Raw genomic sequence first — 26,839 nt, 5'->3', positions numbered from 1 at the left:
TCCCCTCATGAAACAGGCGAAAGTCAGGCTCTATGTAGATCACCCCTTGGGCAAGGGGCAAACCGTTTCGCTGGAACGCGATCAAGCGCATTACCTTTTCGGGGTGATGCGGCTGGGCGAGGGCGACCTTGTCGCCCTGTTCAATGGCCGGGACGGAGAGTTCCCGGCCCGCGTGATCGAGGCTGGGAAACGCAAGGGCGTTCTGGAATGCCAGGCGCAGTCGCGCCCTTTGCATATGCCGCCCGACCTGTGGCTGTGCTTTGCACCGATCAAGAAAGCGCGCACCGACTTCATCGTAGAAAAAGCCGCCGAGATGGGGGCGGCCCTGATCCAGCCCATGTCGACAGAATACACCAATTCCGAACGCATTCGCCTTGACCGGCTGCAAGCCCATGCCATTGAGGCCGCCGAGCAATGCGGCGGCACATATGTGCCCGAGGTCGTGGACCTGATGCGCATGGACAAGCTGCTGGATGCGTGGCCCGACGATCGCCAGATCATGTTCTGCGACGAGACACTTGTGGGCGCGGCAGAAACCCTGAGTGCAGCCAGCGGCCATCGCTGGGCGATCTTCATCGGGCCGGAAGGTGGCTTTTCCGACCGTGAACGCGCGCGTCTGCACGCAACGGACATCGCCCACCCCGTTAGCCTTGGCCCGCGTATCTTGCGGGCGGATACAGCCGCGGTGGCAGCCATGACCTTGTGGCAGCAGGCCTTGGGGGATTGGACGTGATCCGCCCGGCCCACGCGTGGGATGAAGCTGCGATTGATGCGTTTCTGGCACATCACGCCGAGACGAGCATGTTTCTCCGCTCGAACCTTTCACGGTTTGGGTTGTTTGATCGCGAACATACGCACGCGACAGAATTCTGGCTGTCTGGCTCAGAGCAGATTGAAGCTGTGTTCGGTATCTCGAACGCCGGGTTTGCAATGAGCCAGGCGCCCGGTGCGACTGCCGCCCATTGGGACGCGTTTGCAGCCGAAATTGCCGGGCGGCAACTGGCGGGTATCACGGGGGAAACCAGGCAGGTCGATGCCGCAAAACGGGCGCTGAAGGTCGAGGGTGCGGATTGGGCGCTGGATGCGCCCGAACCACTTTACCGATTGTCGTTGGCCGATCTTAATGTGCCAGAGCAGCCCGGCGCTATTCGACAGCCGGTTGAAGCGGACAAGGATCTGATCTTCTCATGGGCCCGCGCATATTCTGCTGAACTTCATATGTCTTCGCCCGAACGACTGGATGAAGAGGCGCAGGGCCGAACGGACCGAGCATTGGAAACTGGTGACGTGCGTATTATGGAGGTCAACGGTCAGCCGGTTGCCATGACAGCGATCAACGCACGCCTGCCCGACATGATCCAGATCGGGGGCGTCTACACACCTCCGACGCTGCGTGGCAAGGGGTATGCCCGCCGCGTCGTTGCTCTCCACCTCGCCGAGGAGCGAGAGCAGGGCGTGACAAACGCCATCCTGTTTGCCAGTGGACCCGCCGCCTGTCGCGCCTATGAAGCCATCGGATTTCGCCACATCGGCTCTTACGCGCTGGCTATACTGAAAGAGCCAGTCATATTGGGTGTCGCATGAGCTTTGTTCGACCAGATGCATCAGTTGCACTGGCGCGCTACCGCGAGGCGCTGGTTGGCGGCAGCGTGCTATTGCTGGGTCTGTGGTGGGCGTGGGGCTCTTTGGGGCTCATAAAATGGATGGGATTGGTACTGGCCGCGTTTGGCGCGTTAATCCTGTGGTCGGGCCTGCGTCACGCGCGCATCCGTGCCGGGCACGGTGGTATCGGTGTCGTGCAGGTGGACGAACGGCAAATCACCTATCTGGCCCCAATCGGAGGCGGCTTTGCATCTTTGGACGATGTTCAGCGGATCGAAATCACCAAAGATCGTGCGGGTATGGCGGTTTGGTCCTTACGCTCGGGCAGCGACATTCTGTTTATCCCCGCGCGCGCTGAAGGGGCCGAGGCGTTGTTTGACGCGCTCACCGCCCTTTCGGGCGCAGACATCGATGCAGCCATCCGTGCGGCCAACGCCCCACCCAATGAAACTGTCGTGATCTGGAAGCGACCGGTCGTATCGCTGCATTGACAGTCCCGGCCCATTGGACCACCACTGAAAGACCTTGCAAGGCGCGAACAGTCAGGAGACGCCCATGTCCATCCCTCAGTCCGGCGGCGGACCGATCACCGACCAAGATCAATTGGCCCAATATCTCTCAGACGGCTGCAAGCCGCGTGATACGTGGAAGATCGGGACCGAGCACGAGAAATTCGGCTATTGTCAGGACACGCTGAATCCGCTGCCCTATGAGGGGCCGAGGTCCATTCTGGCGATGCTGGAAGGGCTGCGCGACCGCTTCAACTGGTCCGAAGTGCGCGAGGCGGGCAACCTGATCGGCCTTGAACGCGACGGGGCAAATATCAGCCTTGAACCGGGCGGACAGTTCGAACTGTCCGGCGCGCCCTTGGACAGTATCCACCAGACCTGCGACGAGGTGAACGAACACCTGCGCGAGGTGCAAGAGGTCGCCGACAAAATCGGCGCGCGATTCATCGGTCTGGGCGCGGCGCCCGAATGGACGCATGAACAGATGCCGGTGATGCCCAAGGGGCGTTACAAGCTGATGACCGATTACATGGACACGGTCGGCACCCATGGCAAACAGATGATGTATCGGACCTGCACGGTTCAGGTGAACCTCGACTTCGCAAGCGAGGCCGACATGGTGCAGAAATTCCGGGTGGCACTGGCGTTGCAGCCCGTTGCCACCGCGCTTTTCGCCAACTCGCCGTTCTTTGAAGGCAAGCCCAACGGTCACAAGTCGTGGCGGTCGCGCATCTGGCGTGATCTGGATCCTGACCGCACCGGAATGCTGCCCTTTGTGTTCGAAGACGGCATGGGGTTTGAACGCTATGTCCAATACGCGCTGGATGTGCCGATGTATTTCGTCTATCGCGACGGCGAATATATCGACGCGCTGGGCCAGTCGTTCCGGGACTTCATGCAAGGCAAACTGCCCGCGCTGCCGGGTGAAACGCCAACGCTTTCCGATTGGGCCGACCATCTGACCACGATTTTCCCCGAGGCCCGTATCAAACAATATATGGAGATGCGCGGCGCCGATGGCGGCCCATGGCGACGTCTATGCGCGCTGCCGGCGTTCTGGGTCGGGTTGATGTATGACGCCAGCAGCCTTGATGCGGCTTGGGATTTGGTCAAAAACCTTGACGCTGAAACCCGCGAAGGGCTGCGTGTGGCGGCATCGGTCAAAGGTCTGCAAGGCGAGGCGGGCGGCGTGAAACTGCACGACCTTGCCCGCGAGGCGGTGAAGATCGCCGAAGCTGGCCTGAAAGCCCGTGGTCGGGTCGGAAGCGGCGGCATGGTCCCCGACGAGACCCACTTCCTGAACGCCGTTCAGGAAAGCGTCGAAGAGGGCCGCTCGCCCGCCTGTGAACTGCTGGCGAAGTATCACGGCGAATGGGATGGCGATCTGAAACGGATTTACGCCGAATACAGTTACTAAGGACTGTTGCGTTCTGGGCGGCGCATTTTTGTTGGCGGTCTGCTGGCCCGACAATGACGAAACCGCTCGCGGGATAGAGGCGGGCGCTTGCGATGGCTGACGCGTGCTGGGCGGAGCGGTGCGATTTGGTGGCTACGCAGGTTTGCTATGGGCCGGAAACGTCGCTTTGCATATGGCACAGGTGCGTGTTGGGGCTCCACGTATGGGTTAGGTTTCGCTGTTCTGATTTTCTTCGACAGTTGCGCGCGCACTTTTGACCGCCAGCCACCCACCCCAAAGACCCGCAAAGATCAAGCCCGATGCGCAGAATAATGTCAGCCAGAAAAGATGTGTAAGTGCATCTAAATCGATCACGTTTCGCTTGGGGTCATTCGGCAGATACCAGACGTCAACCGGCCCGCCTTCCGTCAGAGTGTCGAAAAGCGGTTCTCTGACACGTTGCTTTCCTTGCGTGTAAGGATCGGCGGCGGTCACGAAGGTGTAGGACACGCGGTAAGTCGTTCGTTGTTTGTTTTGATACTCGTGCAAGTTTGTAATTTCACCGACAACCTTGACGCCCTTATCCGAAAACGCCGCTGCCTGTTGATAGGCGGAGATCTTGAACATCCCGAGCCCGATGCCCGCAGCGACAAGCAGTGGAAATACCCAGAATCTCTGGCGCCACAACACGCCGTTTACTGTTTGTTTCGGTTCGTCCATCGCCGTGTCCCTTGCACCATCTCAGCGTGTCAGGGTGACTGTGCGCCAACTTTTGACAGGTATCCCGCGCGCGACGGATGACGTATGAAAAATTCCGTACATCTGATCTGGGCCGACCACCATCAGTCGCACCGTCATATCCATGGTGGTGCCGTCTATTGTCGCTTGCGTTCGCCCGATCAGACGGGCGAGTTTGTCCACGCTGCACCCCATCAATATCTCTACGTCGGATGACGACAACATGGGCGCGGGAACGCCGTCTCGACTTGCATCGGCTTCAAATTTCCACGGCGGCTCGTCTGCCCAGTCAAAGACAATTGGCTGCTGTGCCTCCGGGTGTGTCCCGACCAGCCCACCACTTGGCGACATTTCAATCTGTATTGTTTCAATGTCTCCGCTTGCGGGGAACGGCATCGTCATGGGGCCCGCTATCACATACCCAGCGTGGTGCGCGATTTTCCATGGACCGACATACATGAGACTGATCTTGTCCCAAGCTTTGGGCGTCCCGTAGGTGCAGGCGACATTTTGTTGCGCATGTGCTGCGGAGGTGGCCAGCACAGAGAAGGCGAGATAGCAGGTGAATGAAATCATCTTGAACATGGTCACACTCTCTTTCAGCCTCTTTCAGCGGATTGAGGGGCAAATGCACACGCTTTGCCCGGTCCGGTTGTGCTTCATTGTTCTGTCAGTAGGGCATTTGGCAGGGTCGCAGTGAAGCTTCCGTCGACCTGCATCGTTCGTGACGGATCGACTTCGCCGCGCGTCAATGCTTCGCTGTAATATGCGGCGGCCGAAAAAGTGCCCTCAACAAACAGACCATCGTCCACCTCCTCAAGCGTTGTCAGAGAAAAGACAATCTGGTCCTCTTCATTCGCCAGCCAGCCAGATTTCCAACCATCGGCAAGATAGGTCAGAGAGACATTCAAAGGGATCACTGTGTCGCCAACAGTCATAACATCGAAGCCGAGCAGAAAACTGTCTTTCATCTCAGCAGTGGTTTCTGTGGTCGGCTGCCCCCAAAGGGTGAAACTCTTCATATTCGCGACCGCGATGGTTAAACCAAAACTCTTGCTTTCCGCCCCCTGAGACGTCAAAAACCACGTCCGCTCAGCGCCGTCGAGCCGGGCCGTCAGCGTGCCAAACGCGTCTTGTGCTACAGAAATTGTTGGTATGAGCAACAATGCCAGAGCTAGGGCGGTATTGCGATAGAGGGAACGGGTCATGTGAACTCCGATCATGGAACGAACGCGGTTATCGCGTCGAAAAAAAGCCAAACAACTCATGGCTGATGCAGGCAAAATCATCTGTTATCAAACTGCCGGGCACGATAATCGAAGCCCTAAATTCAACTATGCCCTAATAATTTGGTCCGTCAAGGACGCCGTCAGAGGTAGTTCCGACCAGATTGCAGCCCCGTGGGCAGGCCCGCGCGTTGCGAAGATACCCGGTCAATTTCATGTACAGCAGACGTTCAGGCCGGATGTGCCATCTGATAATTTGGGATCTTCCAAGACCTTTGCGGCAATTTAGGCCAACTTCAGTTATGGGCCAAGAACAGCACACAGGTTCTTCAATGCGTCCGTATTGATCAGAAAAGGCACTGCGCTGACGCAGCACATGACGCTTTCGGTTCGCCTTGTGCAGCGTCAGCGCTATCTGAGACTGGGATAGGATTTTGTGCAAGGTTGCGCTTTCATCGTTCGGTATCCATCCTATCGTTGCAACAACAATCATGTACCGTGAAACTGAAATTTGGAGAGTCCACTATGGCAACCACCGGCAAGCAACTGTTCACGACATTGGACGCGAACGGAACTTTGACTGTAGCGATCGAGGACGTCACGTTTCCAGATCCGACAGGCAATCAAGTGCTCGTGAAAATGGAAGCAGCGCCAATCAATCCATCGGACCTTGCCATTCTGGTTGGTGCGGCTGATTTGGAAAATGCCAGCTATTCGCAGGGCAAATTCGTCGCGACGGTGCCGGAACCGTTCAACGCGGGCTCAAAATCGCGCCATGGGCTCAAACTGCCTGCCGGGAACGAAGGGGCCGGCACGGTTGTCGCTGTCGGCGACAGTGACACAGCCAAGGCGCTGGCCGGGCAACGCGTTTCCTGCGTTCCAGGTAATGCCTATAGTCAGTATTGTATCGCCGACGCGGCCATGTGCCTTCCGTTGGGCGATCATTCGGCTGAGGAAGGCGCGAGCGGCTTCGTCAATCCCATGACTGCCTTGGGGTTCGCCGAGAACGCAAAGTTGGACGGGCAGGACGCAATACTGCATACGGTCGGGGCATCCAACCTTGGCCAGATGCTGACCCGCATTTGCAAGGAAGATGGGATTGGTCTGGTCAATATTGTCCGAAGGGAAAGCCAGGTCGGCTTGCTCGAAGGGCTTGGAGCCACACATGTGGTCAACTCTTCGGATGACGACTTTATGCACCAGCTTACGTCCGCGATCGAAGACACCGGCGCATTCTACGGCTTTGATCCGATCGGAGGCGGCAAATCGGTTGACACTGCCTTCAAGGCCATGGAGCAGGTCGCGGTAAGTAGAATGACAGAGTACTCGCGCTATGGCTCGAACCAGCCAAAGCGTATGTTCATCTACGGGCGTCTGGACACCGGCCTGACGACGTTGTCGCCAAGCTACGGCTTTGGCTGGACACTTTCGGGGTGGTTGCTGTTTCCCTTCCTTCAAGCGGTGGGGGCCGAAACCATGGGCCGTATGCGCAAGCGCGTGCTCGACAATCTTACGACGACTTTCGCCAGTAATTACAAGAAGCGTGTCAATCTCGACGAAATGCTGACCAAGCAGGCTGTCACTGATTATAATGCGATGAAAACTGGTGAGAAATACCTCGTCACGCCTTGGTCATGACGCTGTGTTACGAGAATGCGAGGGTCATATCTGTGGCATAAAGAACCTCTGCGAACGGCGCCTGATTTACTCGAAGTCAGGCCAAGCCGATGCCCGTGAACTAGCGCGCTATCGTGCGCGAGACTTCGTAAGATGCGAGGCGCTTCGACGCCGTCTTCGATGACGAAGTGGTATAATTGGTGTGCCTTAACAAGAGATGGACCGCACGCAGGTTTCCCGCCTTCTTGTAGATCTGCGTCACCTTAGTCTGGCGCATTGACTGTGTGCCCTCGCCGCTCGCCTCAAGGCCAATCGACGACACCAATCCCGGACAATCCGTGCATATTGGCGGGTCGAGATACTTAACCGTTCGTGAAAACGGCGGGGCGACGCGCACGAATGGCAGTTAAGTTTTCATTTCCATGACTGATCCTCCGATCTGCCATGCTCGCCCACGCCGACAACCCGACGTTGACGGCCCACTATGACACAGAATGCGCTCTGCATCTTCGGCCTGGTTCTTGCCCTTTTGTCGTATACAGCGCCGCGCACGAACGTCCGCTAACGCAGTTACGGCAGGTTGAGGTGCTATGCCGCCCCTCAGGGCATCACCAACTTTCGCGCGTTTCTCCGCCTCAGAGATGAACTGCTGAACGCAGAGGTCTTCTACAGCCTGCGAGAAGCGCAAATTCTGATTGAACAATGGAGGAAGCACTACAACATGAAACGACCACATAGTGCCTTGGGCTACCGCCCACCGGCCCCGGAAACCATCGTCCCGATGGAGCCCAAGCCAATCATGCACTAACATACGAACTGGACCACTTAGGTGGGGCTGATCACCTCAGTCACCCTGGCAATGCGGTCGCAATGGGAACACCAATCGGCTTCTCAGGCAGCACCTTTCCCGGGTTCATGATGCCTTTTGGGTCCAACGCCTGTTTGATCTGGCGCATCACGGCCAGTGCTATCTTGTCCTTGCGTCGACGCATCGACGGTAGTTTTGACAGCCCAATTCCGTGTTCTGCCGAAAAGCTGCCGCCCATGGAAAGGGTGACATCCTCGACCCGTTCCATGATGGGATCGACCAGCGCGGGCGCGCTGGGAAAGACGGTATAGTGGATGTTGCCGTCGCCCAGATGCGCGACCTCGATCACCTCGGCGTCGGGGTCCACTTGCTGCATTTCACCACCCATGCGGGTCAGGAAAGGCTCGACCTGATCCAGTGGCAGGGCGATGTCGTTGTTGACCAGCGGGTCGCGGGACAAGACGACCTCGGCCACGGATTCGCGCATGTGCCACATCCGGATGCGCTGGGCGTCGTTTTGGGCGATATTTGCGTCAAGGATAGCGTCGTCTTCCATGAAGCTTGCCAAGACTTCCTCAAGCCGGTTGGTCAGGGGGATCGAGCCATCGTCGCCGGGAATGGCATCCCGTTCAATCGTTGATCCGATTTCCGTCAGAATGTTGATGGCGTAGCTTTCCGCAAATGGCGGGCGCTGGTCGGGGTGTTTTTCAAGCAATGCATCGAAATAGCGGTCGGGCATGTATTCGAACGCCTCGACCGCGCCGCCGGTGGCGTCTTGCAGCCGGTTCAGGATGGACAAAGCGTCGCCCAATGACGCGACCGCGAGCATGGCTGTGGCGCGGGCCTTTGGGGCAGGGACCAGTTTCAGAACCGCGCCGGTGATCACCGCCAGCGTGCCTTCGGACCCAATCAACAGGTCGCGCAGGTCATAGCCGGAATTGTCCTTGTGCAACTCGCTCATCAAATCAAGCAGGTCGCCGTTGGGCAGTACGGCTTCGATCCCGATGCACAGGTCACGGGTGTTGCCGTGGCGCACGACATTTGACCCGCCCGCGTTGGTGGCCAGCATTCCCGCGATCATACACGATCCTTTGGCGCCGAAACTCATCGGAAACTCCAGATCGTGCGCGGCGACGGCGGCTTGCAGGGTTTCCAGGACAACGCCGCCATCCACAATGGCAACGCGTGCATCGGGCCGGATGTCGCGAATGCGGTTTATGCGTGATAAAGACAGCATCAGGCTACCGTCGGACGCGTGGGCCCCACCCGCCAACCCCGTATTGCCCGACACTGGAACGACCGGGGTGCCGGTGTCATGGGCGATGGCCATGATAGCTTGCACGTCGCGCGTTGACCCGGGACGCAGCACGGCCAAGGGCGTGTTGTGATACGTGCCCAACCAGTCGCTGTCCCAAGGTGCCATATCCGCGCCTGTCAACACATGCGCCGTCCCGATGGCGTCGCGAAGTTGTTGCAAAAGTTCCATGTGACCTCCTGTCTTTCGCGCAACCTAGGCGCGGGCGGCGGCAAGGTATAGTCGCAATCCCGCGTGACAGGTGCGCGACGGGATGTTAGCGATATCCTGCCGCATGATGCAGCGGTTCAGACGATGATCGGAGACCCCATGACCCACATCCTCGCCATTGATCAGGGCACCACATCTTCGCGCGCCATTCTGTTTGACGACCAGATCCGGCCGATCCGAACCGCGCAGCGCGAGTTCAAGCAGTACTACCCCGCCTCGGGCTGGGTGGAACACGACCCCGAGGAGATCTGGTCCACTGTCCGCGACACCTGCCTTGAGACCGCTGACGGGGCCAAGGTTGCCGCCATCGGCATCACCAACCAGCGCGAAACGACGCTGGTGTGGGACCGCGCCACCGGCAAACCGATTTACAACGCCATCGTTTGGCAAGACCGGCGCACAGCCGCGACCTGTGCCGCCCTGAAGAAGACCGGGCACGAGGCATTCGTGACCGACCGCACGGGGCTGTTGCTGGACCCCTATTTCTCGGCCACCAAGCTGGCATGGATTTTGGAGAATGTGGACGGTGCCCGCGCACGTGCCGAAGCCGGAGAGCTGGCGTTCGGCACCGTCGACACGTTCCTGATCTGGCGGCTGACGAATGGCGCGCGCCATGTGACGGATGCGACGAATGCCGCGCGGACCATGCTTTATGATATCAAGACCGGCCGATGGGATGCAGACATCTGTTCCATGCTGGATATTCCAATGTCGATGCTGCCCGAGGTGCTGGATTGCGCGGCTGATTTCGGGGCGACTGATCTGTTCGGGGGCGATACACCCATTCTGGGCGTTGCGGGCGATCAACAGGCAGCGACGATCGGGCAGGCGTGTTTCAAACCGGGGATGATGAAATCGACCTATGGCACCGGGTGCTTTGCGCTTTTGAACACGGGTGATGCCCCGGTTGCGTCAAAAAACCGGTTGCTGACCACGATCGCCTATCAGCTTGACGGCACACCGACCTATGCGCTGGAAGGATCGATCTTCATCGCGGGCGCTGCCGTGCAATGGCTGCGCGACGGGTTGGGGATCATCAAGGATGCCAGTCAAACCGGCGCGCTGGCCCAAGCCGCCGATCCCGAACAAGAGGTGATCCTTGTCCCCGCTTTCACCGGCCTTGGCGCACCCTACTGGGATGCCGACTGCCGTGGCGCGATATTTGGCCTGACGCGCGGCTCTGGCCCCAAGGAATTCGCGCGCGCGGCGTTGGAAAGCGTCGGGTTTCAGACCCGCGACCTGCTGGAGGCGATGCAAGCCGATATGGGGGCGAAGGCAGACACGGTCCTGCGCGTTGATGGCGGAATGGCGGCGTCTGACTGGACGATGCAGTTTCTGGCTGACATCACCGGGGCGGCCGTGGACCGCCCAACCGTGCTTGAGACCACCGCGCTGGGGGCGGCATGGCTGGCGGGGATGCGCGCAGGCATTTACCCCAATCAAGACGGGTTTGCCGAGCGATGGGCGCTGGATTACCGGTTCGAGGTCAAGATGGACGACGCCACGCGCAACCGCCGCTATGACGCGTGGCAGGGTGCGGTCAGCCGAACGCTGAGCCGCCGGGACTAAGCCCCGGTCGGCTTGGTCGAACGATAAATCCCCTCGGGCAGGTTCAAGGCGGCTGTCAGGTCGCCAAGTTGCGCCGGCGACAGCGTGATCCGATGCACCATATCGGTGCGCGGGTCCCATTGCTCCAGGGTGATGCAATCGTCGAACGCGTTGATGGTGACGTCTTCGTTCAAGGGCGCGCGGCCTTCATCCACAAGGGTGACGACGGTGGCGTCAAATTCGTGCTCAATGGTAAACATGAACCGAGTGTACGCGATCATGCGGCAAACACCAGTGTGCATCTGGTCAGCCGGGTGAAGGCGGCGTATATAGCCTTGGAAGGCAGGGCAGATGCAGCAATTCAACGGATTTCTCACGGACCGAGGGTCGAAATATGCCGTATCCGGCGGCCCTGTTGCATCGCGCGCCGATGTAAAGGCGTTCTTGAAGAACCTGACCCGCGACAAGCGTTTTGCCAAGGCGACCCACAACACATGGGCGGCGATCCTGCCCGATGACGGCCCCACCAAAGGCGACGATGGGGAAGCTGGGGCGGGGCTGGTCATTCTGCGGATGCTGGAACGCGAAGGGCTGCATGGCCACATCATCGTCGTGACCCGCTGGTTTGGTGGCACCAAGCTGGGCGGCGATCGTTTTCGTCGCGTGCAGGATTGCGTGGATCATTACCTTTCTCACACCCAACCGGAGACGCGGGAATGATCATATCTGAACTGAAACGCTGGTGGCGGACGTGGAACTGGTCTTGGGCCGGATGGCGCATGGCCTGGCAGTCGGAAAAATCGGTGCGACAATGGACCGTCGTCTGCCTGCTGTCCTGCGGGCTTGCACTGTGGCTTGATCTGACGGGTGGCGAGCGTGCCTTGCTGCTGGCCCTGTCGGTGTTGGTCGTGGCGTCCGAACTGATCAACACGGCCATCGAACGGACCGTCGATCTGATCACGCAGGATATTCACCCGCTGGCTGGGCAGGCCAAAGATGCCGCCAGTGCGTTTGTCGTGCTGACCGCGCTTGCGGGGGCTGTCGCGTGGTTAGCGATCCTGCTGGGTTAGAGGTCAGTTACCGCTTTCTTCTTCCAAATGCAGCTTCATGTCGATCAGCACATGCTGAAGGGCCAAAGTCTCGCGCAACAGGCGCTTGGCCTCGTTGATGCTGATCACACCATCTTCGATGGATTGCTGATATTCCCCCATCAACATCGCGAACCGTTGTGACAGGGCGATCACATCGGAATTGACCCCACCGCTGGCGGTGTTCTTGCGTTCGGAATCGTAAGACATCGTGATCCCGCCCAATTCGGCCAGCGCGCCGGTGACATGGGGATAACGTGCGGCCTTTTCCAACGCGGCAACCGCATCGACGGGCATGAAGCGGTCGGCGTGTTCGTCGCTGTCGGAATAATACCGGCCAAGCGTCGCTTTGGACTTGCCGGTCAGCTTGCACGCGGCCTCAAGCCCCACATCCTTGACCAGGGTTTCGGTGTGTTTCTTCAGGTAACTGTTGATGCTGTCCATGTCTGTAACCTCCTGGCGCGCAACCGTATCGCGGGGAAACCCGCACTTCTTTTCCCATTAATCTGCGCGCAAGGGAATGGCTTAATTATACGAGTGGTGAGTTGGTGAGTGTACAGAGTGCCTGGCGCATGTTGCGCCAGCGCGCGGAGGGGGCCTGCTGCGTGTATTGCAGCAGGCGGTCTGGGCATCTTGTTCAGGCCAGTGTCGGTGCGACACAAGGATTGAGGGTGAGGGTCCGTTCCATCCCCAGGGTTTCGACCCGCTGGCTTTCATCATCGGTCCGTCGTTGCCGCCCCCCTCTCCGCTAGCATGTGTAATGGATGGTCTTGATCAGAAACACACAGCGGCGTAATCCCTGCGCATGGCGAAACTCTATTTTCAATATTCGACGATGAACGCAGGGAAATCGACCCTGTTGTTGCAGGCCAGTCATAACTATGGCGAACGCGGGATGCAGACCTATCTGATCACGGCAAAGCTGGACAATCGGGCGGGGGCTGCGCGGATTGGCAGCCGGATCGGCATTGGGTCGGACGCTGACACCTTTGCTGTGGGCGAAGATTTGTTCGCGAAGATCAGGACCCGCCTGACCGTTGGTCCCTGTGCCTGCGTGTTCATAGACGAAGCGCAGTTTCTGGAACCCGATCAGGTATGGCAACTGGCGCGCGTGGTGGATGACCTTGGCGTGCCGGTCATGTGCTATGGTCTGCGCGTTGATTTTCAGGGCAACCTGTTTCCCGGCTCTGCCGCCCTTTTGGCGCTGGCCGATGAAATGCGCGAGGTGCGCACGATCTGCCATTGCGGCAAGAAGGCCACGATGGTGGTGCGCCAAGACGACGCGGGCAATGTGTTGACCGCTGGCGACCAAGTGCAGATCGGCGGGAACGAGAGCTATGTCTCGCTCTGCCGCCGTCATTGGCGTCAGGCGGTAGGCGATCCCGTGACCGAGGCTTAGGTCAGACCGGGCTGATCAGCGGTTTGCCAGCGGCGAAGGCTTCCAGATTGTCCATTGCCAGCATTCCCATCGCGGTGCGCACCTCAAGCGTGGCGGTGCCAAGATGGGGCAGCAGGGCGACATTTTCACGGGCGATCAGGGCGTCGGGCACCTTGGGTTCAAATTCGTAAACATCCAGCCCCGCACCCGCGATTTGGCCCGCATCAAGGGCCGCGATCAGTGCGGCTTCGTCCACGATTTCACCGCGCGCGATGTTCACGAAGATGGCGTGGGGCTGCATCGCAGCGAATGTGTCTGCACCGATCAGGTGCCAAGTGTCAGTCCCGCCGGGCACGGCGATTACCAGAATATCGCAGGCACGGGCTACGTCCTGAATGCTGTCCAGTTGCCGCGCCGGGAAAGGCGGGGTCTTCGGCGAGCGGTTGAAAAACACGACTTCCATTTCGAACCCGTGGTGACAGCGCGCGGCAATTGCTTCGCCGATGCGCCCCATACCGATGATGCCGACGGTCTTGCCGGTGACGTGCATCCCCAGCATCTGTGTGGGGTGCCAACCGTCCCAGCGCCCGGCCCGCACCAGCCGTTCGCCTTCACCTGCGCGGCGGGCCGTCATCAGGATCAGCGTCATCGCGGTGTCGGCGGTAGCATCCGTGACCGCGCCGGGTGTGTTTGAGACGGCGATGCCGTTGGCGCGGGCGGCGTCCACGTCGATATGGTTGTAGCCCACACCGAAATTGGCCAGCAGCTTGGCGCGGATATTCCCTGCCGCCTTGAACACCTCGGCCGAGTAGAAATCGCCCAGCGTGGGCAGCACCAGATCGAAGTCGCGCAGGCTTGCTGCTATCTCGTCCTGCGACATAGAGGTGGTATCCCCGCGCAATGTCACATCGAAACCCGCGCGGGCGCGATCAATCACGGTGTCGGGCAGGGGGCGAGAGATAAAGAGCTTCATCAATACATCCTTGCGCCATCGGGCACAGATTTATCCGGGGTGAGCAGCACGATATCCTCGTTTTCGTCGGGCAGGCCAAGCACCAGAACCTCGCTCATCACCGGGCCGATCTGGCGCGGGGGGAAGTTGACGACCGCCAAAACCTCTTTGCCCACCAGCATTTCCGGATCGTAATGCGCGGTGATCTGGGCCGAGCTTTTCTTTTCACCAAGCTCTGATCCGAAATCCACCCATAGCTTGATGGCAGGCTTGCGAGCTTCGGGGAAGGGTTCGGCGCGGGTGATGGTGCCCTTTCGAATGTCCACTTTCAGGAAATCGTCAAAACTCAGGTCAGCCATTGGCAAGTTCTTTCGAACGGTTGGCTGCGGCGGCAACGGCGCGATTCAGAAGGGCGGGAAAGCCGTTTTCTTCGTTCATCAAAACCTCAAGCGCGGCGGCGGTGGTGCCGCCGGGGCTGGTCACGTTGACCCGCAACTGGGCCGGGTCATCATCGGCCTGCATCGCCAATGCGCCTGCACCTGCCACCGTCGCCTTGGCAAGCTGCATGGCCAGTTCGTCCGACAATCCTTGTGCTGCACCCGCTGCGGCCAGCGTTTCGATCAGGTGAAAGACATAGGCCGGACCCGAACCGGAAACCCCCGTGACCGCATCCATCTGGTGTTCGCCGTCTAGCCGGACAACCTGCCCAACGGCAGACAGCAGCGACTGGGCCATGTCCAGATGTCCTGCTGTGGCGTGGTCATTACCACACATCGCGGATATCCCGCGCGCGATGGCGGCTGGGGTGTTGGGCATGGCGCGGATGATCGGCGTTTCGCTGCCCAGCATGTCTTCGTAGGTTGCGATCGAGGTGCCAGCGGCGACTGACAGAAACAGCGTTTCACCATTGCCATACGCGGCCAGCGTCGGCAGCGCGTCCGCCATCATCTGCGGCTTGACGGCAACCAGAACGATGGCCGGGTTGTCCGGCAAATCCGCGTTCAGGTTGAGGCCTTCCAACCCGGCCAGCCAATCAGACGGATAGGGATCGTTCACCCATACAGATCCCACCGGCAATCCCTGTGCCAGCCAACCTTCCAGCATCGCTGATCCCATCTTGCCGCAGCCCAGCAAGACCAGCCCGCGTGCTTCAAGCTCTTTCATGTCACTTCCGGTCATAATGCATCCTCCGTGGTTGAGGTCATGGATAACGCGAGGCTTGGGCGAGGGGCCAGCAAAAAAGCCCGGTCACGGACCGAGCCTTTCTATTGGCGTGTCAAAGTGTGGGTTCAGGCGCGGCCGTAGGCCTCGGCCATCGCAACCTGAAGCGCGTCATCGACGCTGCGATCAGCCCAGCAGACCAGTTGGAACGCTGGATAGAACCGTTCAGACGTGCCAACGGCGCTTGAGATCAACTGGTCGATCTGCTGCGGGCTGACGATCTGCCCGCCGTTCAATGCAAGCCCATAACGATAGACCATCAGGCGTTGTTCATGCCAATAGGTGAACGCCCCGGTCCAGCACATGTCGTTGGTGCGGTTCAGGGCCTCGTAAAGGCGGGGCAGGCTTTCTTCCGGCGGCTCCATCTCGAACGTGCAGATCAGGCGCAGGGTCTCGTCATAGGGCGACCAGGCGAGCGTGATCGAATAGGTGCGCCACTGGCCTTCGACCGCCATGGCGATCTGGTCATCAGCCACACGGTCGAACTGCCAATCGTGGTGTTCGGCGATGGACTGAACCATGTCGATGGGGTGAAGGTCGTCGCCTTCGATGAACTGCTCGGTCGCGGACATGGTGCTGTCCTTCCATTCTTTTCAGCTTCGTGGCACGAGATCGGATCAGACCTCTGTGCGGCCACTAAAGCTTGATGCCTGTACTAGGTTCGGCGTTCTGCGCACCTTCCCTTACTAAATATGGTGTCAGGTCACTGAGTCGCTGTAAAGGCAAACTTTCGCGTGTGAACAAGTTGTCCACAGAAAACTTTTGTTTCTCCACAGGTTAACGCGCAGACGGGATGGCGGCGAAACAAGGCCGCATAAGCGTGCGCTGCTTGACCTTATCCCCCCGAAGCCCCAGTTTGCCGCGACAAACACAGGTCAGGAGACACAGGTGTCCAAAAACACAGCCCCGTTTTCCCGGTTCGAATGGCAGATCGCGTGGCGATACCTGCGCGCACGCCGCGCCGATGGGGGCGTCAGCACGATGACCTGGATCAGCCTGATCGGCATCACGTTGGCGGTTGCAGCCTTGATCATCACCTTGGCGGTGCGCACCGGGTTCCGCGATGAATTCGTCGACACGATTCTTGGCGCCAATGCGCATGTCGAGGTGTTCGCCCAAAGCTATGTGAACGAGGCCGGGCAGGTCGAACGCTCGATCACTGATTTTGACGGCTGGGCCGAGCGGATCGCCCAAGTGCCCGGCGTGACCCGCGCGGCCCCTCTGATCAAGGGCCAGGTCATGGCCAGTTCTGGTCAGAACAACGCGGGGGTCGAGGTGTTCGGCATCGCCTATGACGACCTTCTGGCGATCCCGCGCGTGGCCCACCCCGAAAGCCATGTCGGTGATATTGCGGCGTTTGAGACGGGTATCGCCATAGGCTCGGGTGTGGCCGCCGAGCTGGGCATCGGGCTGGGCGACAAGATCAAAATCATATCCCCCAACGGCGTAAAGACGGCTTTTGGCACCAGCCCGCGGGTGAACGCCTATGACGTGACCTATATTTTTACCGCCGGGCGCTGGGACATTGACCGAACGCGCGTCTATCTGCCCTTCGCTGAGGCGCAGAGCTTCTTTAACCGCGAAGGCAAGGCCGATCAGATCGAGGTCATTGTGGATGAGCCCGAAAAGGTTGACCGCCTGATCGAAGACATCCTGGCCGCGACCGTGGAACCATCGTCCTATTGGACGTGGCGCGACCGCTCGGGCGCGTTTCTCAGGGCGTTGGATATGGAGGATAACGTGATGTTCATCATCCTGTCGGTGCTGGTGCTGATCGCGTCGATGAACATCACGTCTGGCCTGATCATGCTGGTGAAAAACAAGGGGCGCGATATTGGCATCCTGCGCACGATGGGTTTGACCGAAGGGTCGATCCTGCGGGTGTTTTTCCTGTGCGGATCGCTGACAGGCATCGTCGGCACCATCGCTGGGGTCATTCTGGGGTGTCTTTTCGCGATCAACATCGACTCTATCTTCTCGGCCATCAACTATTTCTCAGGCGGCGGGGTATGGGATCCGTCAATCCGCGGCATCTATCGCCTGCCAGCCAAACTGGAGTTCTGGGACGTGGCATCAGCCGTCGGCTTGTCGCTAACCCTTTCTTTCCTTGTCACCCTGTTTCCGGCGCGCAAGGCGGCACGGATGAACCCGGTCGAGGCGCTGCGCTATGAGTAACCCTGTTCTGCATCTGTCAGGCATCGAAAAAACCTATAACGATGGCACCCCCGGTGAAATCCGTGTGCTGCGCGGGGCCGATCTTCAGATCGCGCGGGGCGAGGTCGTCGCACTGGTCGCGCCCTCCGGCTCTGGCAAGTCGACGCTTCTGCACATCGCGGGGCTGCTGGATACGGCAGACGCGGGGCAGGTGGCGATCAACGGGCAGGATATGGGCGCGCTGTCTGACCGCAGGCGCACCGCGGCGCGGCGAAATCAAGTCGGCTTCATCTATCAGTTTCACCACCTGCTGCCGGAATTCACCGCGCTGGAAAACATCGTCCTGCCGCAGCTTGCCAACGGTGTTGATGACAAGACCGCCCGTGATCACGCGTTGGATCTGATGGCGCGCGTGGGCGTCGATACCCGCGCCAGCCACCGACCCGGAGAGCTGTCGGGCGGCGAACAGCAGCGTGTGGCCTTCTGTCGGGCGCTGGCCAACCGCCCCGCGCTTTTGCTGGCGGACGAACCCACGGGCAACCTTGACCCCGACACCGCCGACACCGTGTTTGGCGCGCTGATGGAACTGGTGCGCGATACCGGCCTGTCGGCCCTGATCGCCACCCACAACCTTGAGCTTGCCGCGCGAATGGATCGGACACTCCGGCTGGATGCGGGCGTGATTGCCTGACGCTCGCAACCCGTGACAATCGCGTGAGTGCTGTTGTGCGGCGGGCGTGGTTGGGCACTATGTCAGTGAGCAATCGACCTGCGAGGTGCCATGCCCCACTTGATCAAAGCCACCATTGTCGCCGCAACCCTGATCGCGCAGCCTTCTTTCGCCGGGTCGGTCGGGTTTGGTGATTGGCGTCAGCACTGGTTCGCACGATTTGCGGATGTGGATTTCACTTACTCAGCCAAAGCGCTGCGCGTGCAGGCCAATGGTGCGGTGTCGATCATCTATAAGCTGCTGGACCAACAGGATTGGGCGGCGCGGTCGGCGAAGTGGTCGTGGTCAGTCGATCAGACCGTGCCGGCCACCGACCTGCGCCGCAAGGGTGGGGATGATCGCAACCTCGCGCTTTATTTCGCCTTTCTGCCCAAGGCCGAGGCGCAGCGCGCAAACGGGTCGCGCAACCTGCGCGGGCTTTTGAAAAACCCCAAGGGGCGCGTGCTTGTCTATGTCTGGGGCGGCAATCACGGGCGCGGCGATGTGTTGGCATCGCCCTATCTGGGCGCGCGGGGCAAGACGGTGGTGTTGCGGCCTTCGGGCACCGGCGGCCATGCCGAACGGGTCGATCTGGCTGCGGATTATCGTCGTGCCTTCGGTTCGGAACCCGGCGCGCTGGTGGCGTTGGCGGTGTCATCGGACAGTGACGACACGAACACGGTCGCACGCGGGAAGATCAGCGATCTTGTGCTGAATTAACTGGTAAAACAGCGGTGTAAATCCGCCGCACCTGTGCGTTCTTGTTGAACCGGCCGGGTGGCGTGATAGACTCGCCCCATCACTCCTAACGTCCACGAGGTCCCATGCTGCGCACCGCCCTGATCCTGCCCGCCCTGACATTGGCCCTTGCCGCCTGCGAAGGGGAGGGGCTGTTTACCTCAAACTCGGACAAGATCGACGTGACCGATGAAACCGGCGCGCAAATCTTTGCTGAACATTGCGCAGCGTGCCACGGATCAGACGCCAAAGGCGCCCCGATGGTCGAGGTACCGGACCTGACCACCCTGACCGCCCGCCACGGCGGCAAATTTCCCGCCCGATACGTAATGTCCACGATCGACGGATACGCCCAAGGCACCCACCGCGGCCCCATGCCCGAATTCGGCGCCTATCTTGACAGCGAAATGGAGGTCTGGGTGGACGAAAAAGGCGTGCAAACGCCGACACCCGCCGCGCTGATAAGGCTGGCGGAGTATTTGGAGAGTGTGCAGGGGTAGGGTTTCGCCCGGTTAACAGGCCGGGCAATCAGCTTGATTAATCTATTGTTCGGTGGACTGGTGACTGGTTGGTGGGTAACTTTTCCTGACGCGAAGATTCTCTGAGAACCGAGCGTGGTCCAGTGTGCTTGGAACACTTAAGCGACAATTGCTCAGTTCACGGTAGCATTCGGCAGCAGACCCGTTAAGAACGATAGTCAGTTCGGGCAATTCGAATTCCAATAGACCGGCATCAAAGAGTTTGTGAATATCGGCGCGCAGCAAAATTCCATTTGATGGGTCGTCGCTCCCGCCAGCGCCAATGGGAATAATGTGCGCGGCTTCCATCGCTTCCATTGCGGTGCACTGGGTAAGCGGACAGCGATAGCCCCATAGCCTCGCAACCTCCAATCGGAACCTAGCCTGCTCCGGCCGCGCGAGAATTTTCTGCAATTTTCGGTGACGTTCAAAGTCAGTAATCTTAGATGGAGTTGGGTTCGAGATTTGCTCCCAAGAAAAGCCGAGTTTAGGCAACCAATCTCTGGCACTGTGCGACGTGAACCCACGTCGTGAGTCGTCACTAGGGTCAATGCCGCTAAGCTCCATGGCCTTTTTGATTGTTGCTTTCAGTGGATGTAGGCCATCTTCATACACAATAAAATGATCTTTGGGCGGACCAGCGGTGGCTGTGACCTCGTGTAATTCGCGGCCCTTCGACTTAAGCTCTTGCGACAGTTTTAATGCTTCTTTGATTGAACTATCTGTTAATCCGACAAAGTATTTACTCAAACATCCAACTCCTCCACAAACCGCGCGTTCTCTTGAATATACTGGAACCGAAGCTCGGGCTTTTTCCCCATCAACTGCTCGACCAAGGCCGCCGTTTCGCCCGGTTCGTCCTCGTCGATGGTCACACGGATCAGCTTGCGTGACGCGGGGTCCATCGTGGTTTCTTTCAGGTCTTTCGCGTCCATCTCGCCCAGACCCTTAAAGCGGCTGACGTCGATTTTGCCTTTGCCGCCCAGGCCTTTTTCCAGCCACGCGTCCCGCTCGGCTTCGTCCAGACAATAGACGCGTTTGGCGCCTTGGGTCAGGCGAAACAGGGGTGGGCAGGCCAGATACAGGTGGCCCGCGTCGATCATCGGGCGCATTTGGGTGAAGAAGAACGTCATCAGCAGGGCCGCGATATGTGCGCCGTCCACGTCAGCGTCGGTCATGATGATGATCTTGTCATAGCGCAGGTCGTCGACGTTGAACCGCGTGCCAAGGCTGACGCCAAGGGCTTGGGTCAGGTCGCTGATCTCGGCGTTCGTGCCAAGTTTCGAGGACGCAGCACCCAGCACGTTCAAAATCTTGCCGCGCAGGGGCAACAGCGCCTGCGTCTTGCGGTTGCGCGCCATTTTGGCGGACCCACCGGCGGAATCGCCCTCAACAATAAACAATTCCGTGCCTTCGCGGTTCGTGGCCGAGCAATCGACCAGCTTGCCGGGCAAGCGGAGTTTTTTGGTGGCGGTTTTGCGGGCGGTCTCTTTTTCCTGACGGCGGCGCAGGCGTTCTTCGGCGCGCAGGACAAGGAAGTCAAGGATCGCGCCTGCGGATTTCGTGTCGGCGGCAAGCCAGTTGTCGAAATGGTCGCGCACGGATTGTTCGACCATCTTGGCGGCAGATTCGGTCGACAGCCGGTCTTTGGTCTGCCCTACGAAGGACGGGTCGGCAATGAAGCACGACACCAGCGCGCAACCGCCCGTCATCAGGTCGTCACGGGTGATGTTGGCGGCCTTTTTATTGCCCACCAGCTCTCCATACGCCTTGATACCTTTCAGCATCGCGGCCCAGAACCCGGTGACATGGGTGCCGCCTTCGGGCGTTGGCACGGTGTTACAATAGGATTGCAGATAGCCATCCATCGACGGCGTCCAGTTGATCGCCCATTCGACGTAGCCGGGTTGGTTGAACCGCTCCTGAAAGGTGACTTTGCCCGCAAAGGGCGCATCGGCATAGACCGACGCGCTGCCCAATGTTTCTTTCAGATAATCGGACAGACCACCGGGAAAATGGAATGTGGCCTCGGTCGGGGTTTCGCCGTCGTCGATGTGGGATTTCCAGCGGATTTCGACCCCCGAAAACAAATAGGCCTTGGATCGCACCAGTGTGAACAGGCGTTTGGGTTTGAAACGGTGGTGGCCAAAAATTTCTTCGTCCGCGTGAAAGGTGATGTCGGTCCCGCGACGGTTGGGGGCGGCGCCGATTTTCTGAACCGGGCCAAGGGGGATGCCGCGCGAAAAACGCTGTTCAAATAGCTCGCGGTTCTTGGCGACCTGCACCACCATCGAATCCGACAGCGCGTTCACCACGGATGAGCCGACGCCGTGCAAACCGCCCGAGGTCTGATACGCCTTGCCCGAAAACTTGCCGCCCGCGTGCAGGGTGCACAAGATCACCTCCAGCGCGGATTTGTCGGGGAATTTCGGGTGTGGGTCGATCGGAATGCCGCGCCCATTGTCCGTGATCGACACCGAGTAGTCATCATTCAGCGTGACCTCGATCCGGTTGGCATGGCCCGCAACGGCCTCGTCCATCGAGTTATCGAGGATTTCGGCCACCATATGATGCAGCGCCCGTTCGTCTGTGCCGCCGATGTACATGCCGGGGCGTTGGCGCACGGGTTCCAGCCCCTCAAGAACCTCGATGGACGAGGCATCATAGTCGTCGGGGCCTTGGGCGGCCAATAGGTCTTCGCTCATGGATGTGCTGCTCTGTTCATTGTTTGACACGTAGTATGGCAGAGCGGTGCGGCCGGGAAAAGGCCTAGCTGCATCAACCGAACGGGTCTTCGGGATAGGTGACACCGGCCAGATAAAGCCCGTCGGGTGAACAAACCGGCCCGCAGGCGGCGCGGTCGCGGGCCTTGAGCGCGCGGGTCACGTCGTCGGGCGCCCATGCCCCAGCGCCCACGCGTTCAAGGGTGCCGACAAAGCTGCGCACCTGGTTGTGCAGGAATGACCTGGCGCGGACGTGAAAGCGGTATTCGGTGCCGTTGGGAATCGCGATCTGCTCGACCTGCAATTCGTCCAGCGTCTTGATCGGACTATCAGCCTGACAGATCGTCGACCGGAAGGTGGTGAAGTCATGGCGTCCCAGCAACCGGTCGGCACCGGCCTGCATCGCGTCCCGGTCCAGCGTTTTCTTGATGTGCCACGCCAACCCGTGATCGTGTGTCAAGGGCGCGCGGCGGGAAATCAGGCGGAACAGGTAACGCCGCTCAAGCGCCGAGAAGCGGGCGTGGAAGTCATCGTCCACCTGCGCGCAATCGACGATCGCGACGCGCATGTCGCGCAGGTGGTAATTCAGCGCCTCGGACAGCCGGAACGCGTCCCAATCCTTTGCCATGTCGCAATGAGCCACCTGTGCCAGCGCGTGTACGCCTGCATCCGTACGCCCGGCGGCGGCAATCTTATGCGGGCCGGGTTCCAGTTTCGTCAGCGCGGCCTCGACCGCGCCCTGCACCGAGGGGTGTTCTTTCTGGCGCTGCCAACCGGCAAACCCTGCGCCGTGATATTCGATTTTCAGGGCAAATCTGGGCATGGCCCACCGCATAGCGCGCCGGGCGCGAGGCGGCAAGCGTCTGGCGTCGCTTTGGGCTGGCGAAAGTGGCGGGGAAAGGACGCATCAACCTCCCCTCTGGTGAAACCGGGCGGGGGACCATATCTTCGGTGCGAGCAGTGAAGGAGAAAGCCTTGGGCCTGAGCGATATCGCAGACAGCATCACCCGGCAGATCGAAAGCATCGGCGACGCCACAAGCGAGGCGTTGTTCGAACCCGTGATCCGTTTGGGCGTCACCGGGTTGTCGCGCGCGGGCAAGACGGTGTTCATCACCTCGCTTGTGGCCAACCTGATGAACCGGGGGCGGATGCAGGGGCTTCTGGCCGCCGCAGACGGGCGCATCCAGACGGCGTTCTTGCAGCCGCAACCCGATGATACGGTGCCGCGTTTCGATTTTGAAACCCACCTGTCCGCCATGACCGGCCCTTCACCGCGCTGGCCGGAGTCGACCCGCGCAACGTCAGAACTGCGCTTGTCCTTCCGGGTGCAACCCTCGGGCCTTCTGGGCGGGTTGCGCGGGCCGCGCACGGTGCATCTGGATATCGTGGATTATCCCGGCGAATGGCTGCTGGATTTGTCGCTTCTGGATCTCAGCTATGCCGATTGGGCGGCGCAGGTTTTGAACCGCATCGCCGACCGCCCGCAAGCGGAAAGCTATCTGGGCATGGTGCAAGGCGTTGATGGCGCCGCGCCGCTGGACGAGATGGAGGCCAAGCGCCTTGCAGGCGGGTTTGCCGCCTATCTGTCTGCCGCCCGCGCGGACGGATACAGCGATTGCACCCCCGGCCGGTTCCTTCTGCCGGGCGATCTTGAAGGCAGCCCGGTCCTGACCTTCGCGCCCATTCTGCGCCCCGACACGACCCCACGCAAAAGCCTGTGGCGCGAGATGGAGCGGCGCTTCGAGGCTTATAAATCCCGCGTGGTGAAACCTTTTTTCCGTGACCATTTCGCCAAGATCGACCGCCAAGTTGTGCTGGTCGATGTGCTGGGTGCGATCCATTCTGGCCCTGCCGCGCTGGAAGACCTGCGCCGCGCGATGGCCGAGATTTTGACCGCCTTTCGGCCCGGTGCGAATGCGTTCCTCAGCTCAATCTTTCTGGGGCGGCGGGTCGAACGCATCTTGTTTGCCGCCACCAAGGCCGACCACCTGCACCACAGCCAGCACCCCCGCCTGACCGCAATCACCGAAGCGCTGCTGCGCGAAGCCCGTGACCGGGCGGATTTTGCGGGTGCCAAGACCGCTGCCATGTCAATCGCAGCCCTGCGCACCACGGTCGAGGAACGGTTGGAGCATGACGGACAAACGCTTGACTGCGTGCGCGGGACCTTGCTGGACAGCGGCAAGACGGCGGCGTTCTATCCGGGTGCGCTGCCCGATGATCCATCCCGCCTTCTGTCGCCCGCGCGTGACGGGGCCGAGGCTTGGTTGGACGCAGATTACCAGATCATGCGGTTTGCGCCTGCCGCCGTCACGCTCAGACCCGGCGAGGGGCCGCCGCATATCCGGCTGGACAAGGCCGCAGAATTTCTGATCGGGGATCGCCTGTGATGATCGCGCCTGCAACCCCGGCGGACGTGCCCGCGATTGCCAATATCCTGACCGGTTGGGTGGCTGCGACACCGTGGATGCCGCGCGTCCACAGCCGCGCGGATGAAAAGGGGTTCGCGCGGATGCTGGTGGATCGTGGCTGGACCGTGGTCGCGCGTGAACGGGGCCGCGTGCAGGGATTTCTGGCCCGTGACGGGGGCGAGGTTCATGCGCTCTACCTGTCGCCTGCCGCGCGTGGCCGGGGTATGGGTAAGGCGCTGCTGGATCACGCCAAAACCGCCAGCGCGGATCTTGCGTTGTTTGCGTTCCAAGCCAACGAAGGCGCCTGTCGCTTCTATCAACGCGAGGGCTTCACCGAGGCGTTTCGCACCGATGGCGCGGGCAATGACGAAAACCTGCCGGACATCCGGTTCATCTGGAGGGCCGCGTGATGGCTGACACCCCGAAGAAGTCCACAGGGCCGGTTCTGATCGAACTGGGCGAGGCGTCGCGAACCACCCCCGCCGACGCCCCGCCGGTGCCCGAGCTGGGCGCAGTTGACGCCACGGGGGCGGCAATGCAGGGCGCGATCAGTTTCGCGGGGCGCAAACGTTCGCGTCTGGCGCGTTGGTTCTGGTCGCTTCTGCTGGCGATCATGGGGTTCGTGCTGTCGGTTGCCGCCTATGATTTCGTCACCAAACTGATCGAGCGTCAGCCTTTGCTGGGATACGCAGCACTGGGTCTGGTGGCTGCGTTTATTCTGGTTCTGCTGATCATCGCGTTGAAGGAATGGATCGCGTTCGCCCGCCTGCGCCGCGTCGACAGCCTGCACCGCGCGTCCGAGGCTGCGATTGCCCACGGAGATCTGACCGAGGCGCGCGGCGTGGTGGACCGCCTTAAGCAACTTTACCACGGGCGCGACGATCTGCGGTGGGGGCTGGACCGAATGTCCGAGCGCGAAGGCGATGCTTTCGATGCCGACACCCTGTTTGCCCTGACCGAACGCGAGCTGATGGCCCCCTTGGACGCCGCCGCCATCAAAGAAGTCGAAGCCGCCGCCCGACAGGTCGCGCTGGTGACGGCCATCGTACCCATTGCGTTGGCCGATGTGGCAACGGCCCTCACCGCTAATATCCGCATGATACGTCGGGTGGCCGAGATCTATGGCGGACGCTCCGGTGCGCTGGGCAGTTGGCGGCTGACCCGCGCGGTCATGGCGCATCTTGTGGCGACGGGGGCCGTGGCCGCTGGCGATGACCTGATCGGGTCGCTGGCCGGTGGCGGCATGTTGTCGAAACTCAGCCGCCGGTTTGGCGAAGGCGTCGTGAACGGTGCGCTGACGGCGCGCGTGGGCGTCGCCGCGCTTGAAGTCTGCCGCCCGCTGCCCTTTGGCCCCAAGAAACGCCCCAGCGTATCGGGTATCGTGAAACGTGCGCTGACGGGCTTGTTCGGGTCGTAGTCAGATCAGCTTCGGCGGGGTGGTCGCCGAACGACGTGTATCCTCCATCTGGAACTGGAACGCGCGTCCGATCCGCTGCGCCAGCGCAAGCCACGCATTGGCGGTGTCTTCGGGCAGCTCTTGTCGCAACACATCCTCGAACGTCTGAAGCCATGGTGCGAAGTGTTCCAGCCGAATGTCGGGCGAGGCGACGTGAACGCGCATCGGGTTCCCCTCATACCCCTTTTCGCGCAGGATCGCGTTGCGCCAGAAACTTTCGATCCTGTCGATATGTGCGGCCCAGTCTGCGTCGCTTTCACCGATATGGGTGTTGAAGACCGGGCCAAGTTCGGGATGGCGTCGGATGCGCCCGTAAAATACGTGCATCACCCGCGCGATCTGGTCACCGGTGACGGGGAAACGGGCGAGGGGGTTAAGGGGGGTCATTATTGCTCCTATTAATCCGATATGTTTAGTCAGATTAACGTTGCAGGCGAAAGATACAATTGCGCGCAGTACGGCGCGCAGCCAAGCCTTTACGCCGCTGAACCACGCGCCTATAACGCCCCCATGATGCACGC

At 60.3% G+C, this 26,839-nt stretch carries 30 protein-coding genes and 2 pseudogenes; 17 read left to right on the top strand and 15 right to left on the bottom strand.

Annotated features, from left to right (window positions below; translation table 11 throughout):
• Window positions 1-7 precede the first annotated feature (7 nt).
• The 4 genes from MN186_RS07915 to MN186_RS07900 all read left to right on the top strand — a co-directional run bounded on the left by MN186_RS07915 (window position 8) and on the right by MN186_RS07900 (window position 3,528).
• Window positions 8-733, top strand: coding sequence for a 16S rRNA (uracil(1498)-N(3))-methyltransferase (locus MN186_RS07915; protein ID WP_242113827.1), 726 nt, complete (start codon window positions 8-10; stop codon window positions 731-733).
• Window positions 730-1,584 (top strand): GNAT family N-acetyltransferase, encoded by an 855-nt coding sequence (locus MN186_RS16545; protein ID WP_242113826.1) that lies wholly within the window; start codon window positions 730-732, stop codon window positions 1,582-1,584. Before MN186_RS07915 ends, MN186_RS16545 begins: the two co-directional genes overlap by 4 nt.
• Complete coding sequence (locus MN186_RS07905) at window positions 1,581-2,093, top strand: hypothetical protein (protein WP_242113825.1); 513 nt, start codon at window positions 1,581-1,583, stop codon at window positions 2,091-2,093. The genes MN186_RS16545 and MN186_RS07905 overlap by 4 nt, the downstream gene beginning before the upstream one ends.
• Before the next feature lie 64 nt (window positions 2,094-2,157).
• Window positions 2,158-3,528 (top strand): glutamate--cysteine ligase, encoded by a 1,371-nt coding sequence (locus MN186_RS07900; protein ID WP_242113824.1) that lies wholly within the window; start codon window positions 2,158-2,160, stop codon window positions 3,526-3,528.
• 207 nt (window positions 3,529-3,735) lie between these two features.
• Here the strand turns inward: MN186_RS07900 and MN186_RS07895 are convergent, their stop codons facing one another.
• The 3 genes from MN186_RS07895 to MN186_RS07885 form a co-directional block, all read right to left on the bottom strand.
• The gene (locus tag MN186_RS07895) at window positions 3,736-4,227 is read right to left on the bottom strand and encodes a DUF3592 domain-containing protein (RefSeq protein ID WP_242113823.1); all 492 of its coding nucleotides are present in this window, start codon (window positions 4,225-4,227) and stop codon (window positions 3,736-3,738) included.
• 21 nt (window positions 4,228-4,248) lie between these two features.
• Window positions 4,249-4,830, bottom strand: coding sequence for a hypothetical protein (locus MN186_RS07890; RefSeq protein ID WP_242113822.1), 582 nt, complete (start codon window positions 4,828-4,830; stop codon window positions 4,249-4,251).
• A 74-nt stretch (window positions 4,831-4,904) separates the two neighbouring features.
• Complete coding sequence (locus MN186_RS07885; protein ID WP_242113821.1) at window positions 4,905-5,453, bottom strand: hypothetical protein; 549 nt, start codon at window positions 5,451-5,453, stop codon at window positions 4,905-4,907.
• A 543-nt stretch (window positions 5,454-5,996) separates the two neighbouring features.
• Between MN186_RS07885 and MN186_RS07880 the strand changes: the two genes are divergently transcribed.
• Complete coding sequence (locus MN186_RS07880; RefSeq protein ID WP_242113820.1) at window positions 5,997-7,109, top strand: zinc-binding dehydrogenase; 1,113 nt, start codon at window positions 5,997-5,999, stop codon at window positions 7,107-7,109.
• 178 nt (window positions 7,110-7,287) lie between these two features.
• Here MN186_RS07880 and MN186_RS07875 read toward each other — a convergent pair.
• Window positions 7,288-7,475, bottom strand: a pseudogene (locus MN186_RS07875) (integrase); the annotation flags it as partial.
• A gap of 244 nt (window positions 7,476-7,719) precedes the next feature.
• Between MN186_RS07875 and MN186_RS07870 the strand changes: the two are divergent.
• Window positions 7,720-7,896: pseudogene (locus MN186_RS07870) on the top strand (integrase core domain-containing protein); the annotation flags it as partial.
• Between the two features lie 40 nt (window positions 7,897-7,936).
• Here MN186_RS07870 and MN186_RS07865 read toward each other — a convergent pair.
• Window positions 7,937-9,382 (bottom strand): FAD-binding oxidoreductase, encoded by a 1,446-nt coding sequence (locus tag MN186_RS07865; protein ID WP_242113819.1) that lies wholly within the window; start codon window positions 9,380-9,382, stop codon window positions 7,937-7,939.
• Window positions 9,383-9,520: 138 nt separating this feature from the next.
• On the opposite strand from MN186_RS07865, the gene glpK reads away from it, so the two are divergent.
• Complete coding sequence (gene glpK, locus MN186_RS07860) at window positions 9,521-10,990, top strand: glycerol kinase GlpK (RefSeq protein ID WP_242113818.1); 1,470 nt, start codon at window positions 9,521-9,523, stop codon at window positions 10,988-10,990.
• Here the strand turns inward: glpK and MN186_RS07855 are convergent.
• Window positions 10,987-11,229, bottom strand: coding sequence for a hypothetical protein (locus MN186_RS07855; protein ID WP_242113906.1), 243 nt, complete (start codon window positions 11,227-11,229; stop codon window positions 10,987-10,989). The two genes, glpK and MN186_RS07855, sit on opposite strands and share 4 nt — an antisense overlap.
• 91 nt (window positions 11,230-11,320) lie before the next feature.
• Here MN186_RS07855 and MN186_RS07850 point away from each other — a divergent pair, with 91 nt between their 5' ends.
• The gene (locus tag MN186_RS07850; protein WP_242113817.1) at window positions 11,321-11,689 is read left to right on the top strand and encodes a YigZ family protein; all 369 of its coding nucleotides are present in this window, start codon (window positions 11,321-11,323) and stop codon (window positions 11,687-11,689) included.
• Window positions 11,686-12,039 (top strand): diacylglycerol kinase, encoded by a 354-nt coding sequence (locus tag MN186_RS07845; protein WP_242113816.1) that lies wholly within the window; start codon window positions 11,686-11,688, stop codon window positions 12,037-12,039. Before MN186_RS07850 ends, MN186_RS07845 begins: the two co-directional genes overlap by 4 nt.
• Window positions 12,040-12,042: 3 nt before the next feature.
• Here the strand turns inward: MN186_RS07845 and MN186_RS07840 are convergent, their stop codons facing one another.
• Window positions 12,043-12,501 (bottom strand): hypothetical protein, encoded by a 459-nt coding sequence (locus MN186_RS07840; protein ID WP_242113815.1) that lies wholly within the window; start codon window positions 12,499-12,501, stop codon window positions 12,043-12,045.
• Window positions 12,502-12,862: 361 nt separating this feature from the next.
• Here MN186_RS07840 and MN186_RS07835 point away from each other — a divergent pair, with 361 nt between their 5' ends.
• Window positions 12,863-13,456, top strand: a complete 594-nt coding sequence (locus MN186_RS07835) for a thymidine kinase (RefSeq protein ID WP_242113814.1) — start codon at window positions 12,863-12,865, stop codon at window positions 13,454-13,456.
• 1 nt (window position 13,457) lies between these two features.
• Here the strand turns inward: MN186_RS07835 and MN186_RS07830 are convergent, their stop codons facing one another.
• The 4 genes from MN186_RS07830 to MN186_RS07815 form a co-directional block, all read right to left on the bottom strand.
• Window positions 13,458-14,408 carry a 2-hydroxyacid dehydrogenase gene (locus MN186_RS07830; RefSeq protein WP_242113813.1) on the bottom strand — a complete coding sequence of 317 codons (951 nt, stop codon included), beginning with the start codon at window positions 14,406-14,408 and terminating at the stop codon, window positions 13,458-13,460.
• Complete coding sequence (locus MN186_RS07825; protein WP_242113812.1) at window positions 14,408-14,746, bottom strand: tRNA-binding protein; 339 nt, start codon at window positions 14,744-14,746, stop codon at window positions 14,408-14,410. The genes MN186_RS07830 and MN186_RS07825 overlap by 1 nt, the downstream gene beginning before the upstream one ends.
• Window positions 14,739-15,566: a pyrroline-5-carboxylate reductase gene (gene proC / locus MN186_RS07820; RefSeq protein ID WP_242113811.1), complete on the bottom strand. Its 828-nt coding sequence runs from the start codon at window positions 15,564-15,566 to the stop codon at window positions 14,739-14,741. Before proC ends, MN186_RS07825 begins: the two co-directional genes overlap by 8 nt.
• Before the next feature lie 110 nt (window positions 15,567-15,676).
• Window positions 15,677-16,180, bottom strand: a complete 504-nt coding sequence (locus tag MN186_RS07815; RefSeq protein WP_242113810.1) for a type III secretion system chaperone family protein — start codon at window positions 16,178-16,180, stop codon at window positions 15,677-15,679.
• Window positions 16,181-16,496: 316 nt separating this feature from the next.
• Here MN186_RS07815 and MN186_RS07810 point away from each other — a divergent pair, with 316 nt between their 5' ends.
• The 4 genes from MN186_RS07810 (at window position 16,497) to MN186_RS07795 (ending at window position 19,709) form a co-directional block, all read left to right on the top strand.
• Window positions 16,497-17,783 carry a lipoprotein-releasing ABC transporter permease subunit gene (locus MN186_RS07810; RefSeq protein ID WP_242113809.1) on the top strand — a complete coding sequence of 429 codons (1,287 nt, stop codon included), beginning with the start codon at window positions 16,497-16,499 and terminating at the stop codon, window positions 17,781-17,783.
• Complete coding sequence (locus MN186_RS07805) at window positions 17,776-18,453, top strand: ABC transporter ATP-binding protein (RefSeq protein WP_242113808.1); 678 nt, start codon at window positions 17,776-17,778, stop codon at window positions 18,451-18,453. The genes MN186_RS07810 and MN186_RS07805 overlap by 8 nt, the downstream gene beginning before the upstream one ends.
• A gap of 90 nt (window positions 18,454-18,543) precedes the next feature.
• Window positions 18,544-19,191, top strand: coding sequence for a DUF3047 domain-containing protein (locus tag MN186_RS07800; protein WP_242113807.1), 648 nt, complete (start codon window positions 18,544-18,546; stop codon window positions 19,189-19,191).
• Between the two features lie 104 nt (window positions 19,192-19,295).
• Window positions 19,296-19,709: a c-type cytochrome gene (locus MN186_RS07795; RefSeq protein WP_242113806.1), complete on the top strand. Its 414-nt coding sequence runs from the start codon at window positions 19,296-19,298 to the stop codon at window positions 19,707-19,709.
• 42 nt (window positions 19,710-19,751) lie between these two features.
• Here MN186_RS07795 and MN186_RS07790 read toward each other — a convergent pair whose 3' ends face one another.
• From MN186_RS07790 to truA, 3 genes are all read right to left on the bottom strand, one after another.
• Window positions 19,752-20,477 carry an HNH endonuclease gene (locus MN186_RS07790; protein WP_242113805.1) on the bottom strand — a complete coding sequence of 242 codons (726 nt, stop codon included), beginning with the start codon at window positions 20,475-20,477 and terminating at the stop codon, window positions 19,752-19,754.
• Complete coding sequence (gene parE / locus MN186_RS07785) at window positions 20,474-22,432, bottom strand: DNA topoisomerase IV subunit B (protein WP_242113804.1); 1,959 nt, start codon at window positions 22,430-22,432, stop codon at window positions 20,474-20,476. The genes MN186_RS07790 and parE overlap by 4 nt, the downstream gene beginning before the upstream one ends.
• A 73-nt stretch (window positions 22,433-22,505) precedes the next feature.
• Entirely contained in the window at window positions 22,506-23,273 is a 768-nt protein-coding gene (gene truA / locus MN186_RS07780) for a tRNA pseudouridine(38-40) synthase TruA (RefSeq protein WP_242113803.1), read from the bottom strand.
• Window positions 23,274-23,425: 152 nt separating this feature from the next.
• Here truA and MN186_RS07775 point away from each other — a divergent pair, with 152 nt between their 5' ends.
• From MN186_RS07775 to MN186_RS07765, 3 genes are read left to right on the top strand one after another with little or no spacing between them, the layout of a single operon-like run.
• A complete protein-coding gene (locus MN186_RS07775) occupies window positions 23,426-24,841 on the top strand; it encodes a YcjX family GTP-binding protein (RefSeq protein ID WP_242113802.1) in 1,416 nt (471 codons plus the stop codon).
• Entirely contained in the window at window positions 24,841-25,272 is a 432-nt protein-coding gene (locus MN186_RS07770; protein ID WP_242113801.1) for a GNAT family N-acetyltransferase, read from the top strand. The genes MN186_RS07775 and MN186_RS07770 overlap by 1 nt, the downstream gene beginning before the upstream one ends.
• Complete coding sequence (locus MN186_RS07765) at window positions 25,272-26,279, top strand: YcjF family protein (RefSeq protein WP_242113800.1); 1,008 nt, start codon at window positions 25,272-25,274, stop codon at window positions 26,277-26,279. Before MN186_RS07770 ends, MN186_RS07765 begins: the two co-directional genes overlap by 1 nt.
• Here the strand turns inward: MN186_RS07765 and MN186_RS07760 are convergent, their stop codons facing one another.
• Window positions 26,280-26,705, bottom strand: coding sequence for a group III truncated hemoglobin (locus MN186_RS07760; RefSeq protein ID WP_242113799.1), 426 nt, complete (start codon window positions 26,703-26,705; stop codon window positions 26,280-26,282).
• Window positions 26,706-26,839: the final 134 nt, after the last annotated feature.

Source organism: Aliiroseovarius sediminis (assembly GCF_022678485.1).
Classification (GTDB): domain Bacteria; phylum Pseudomonadota; class Alphaproteobacteria; order Rhodobacterales; family Rhodobacteraceae; genus Aliiroseovarius; species Aliiroseovarius sediminis.
Note: the sequence above shows the minus strand (reverse complement) of the source record. Positions and strands in the feature narration are given on the sequence as shown.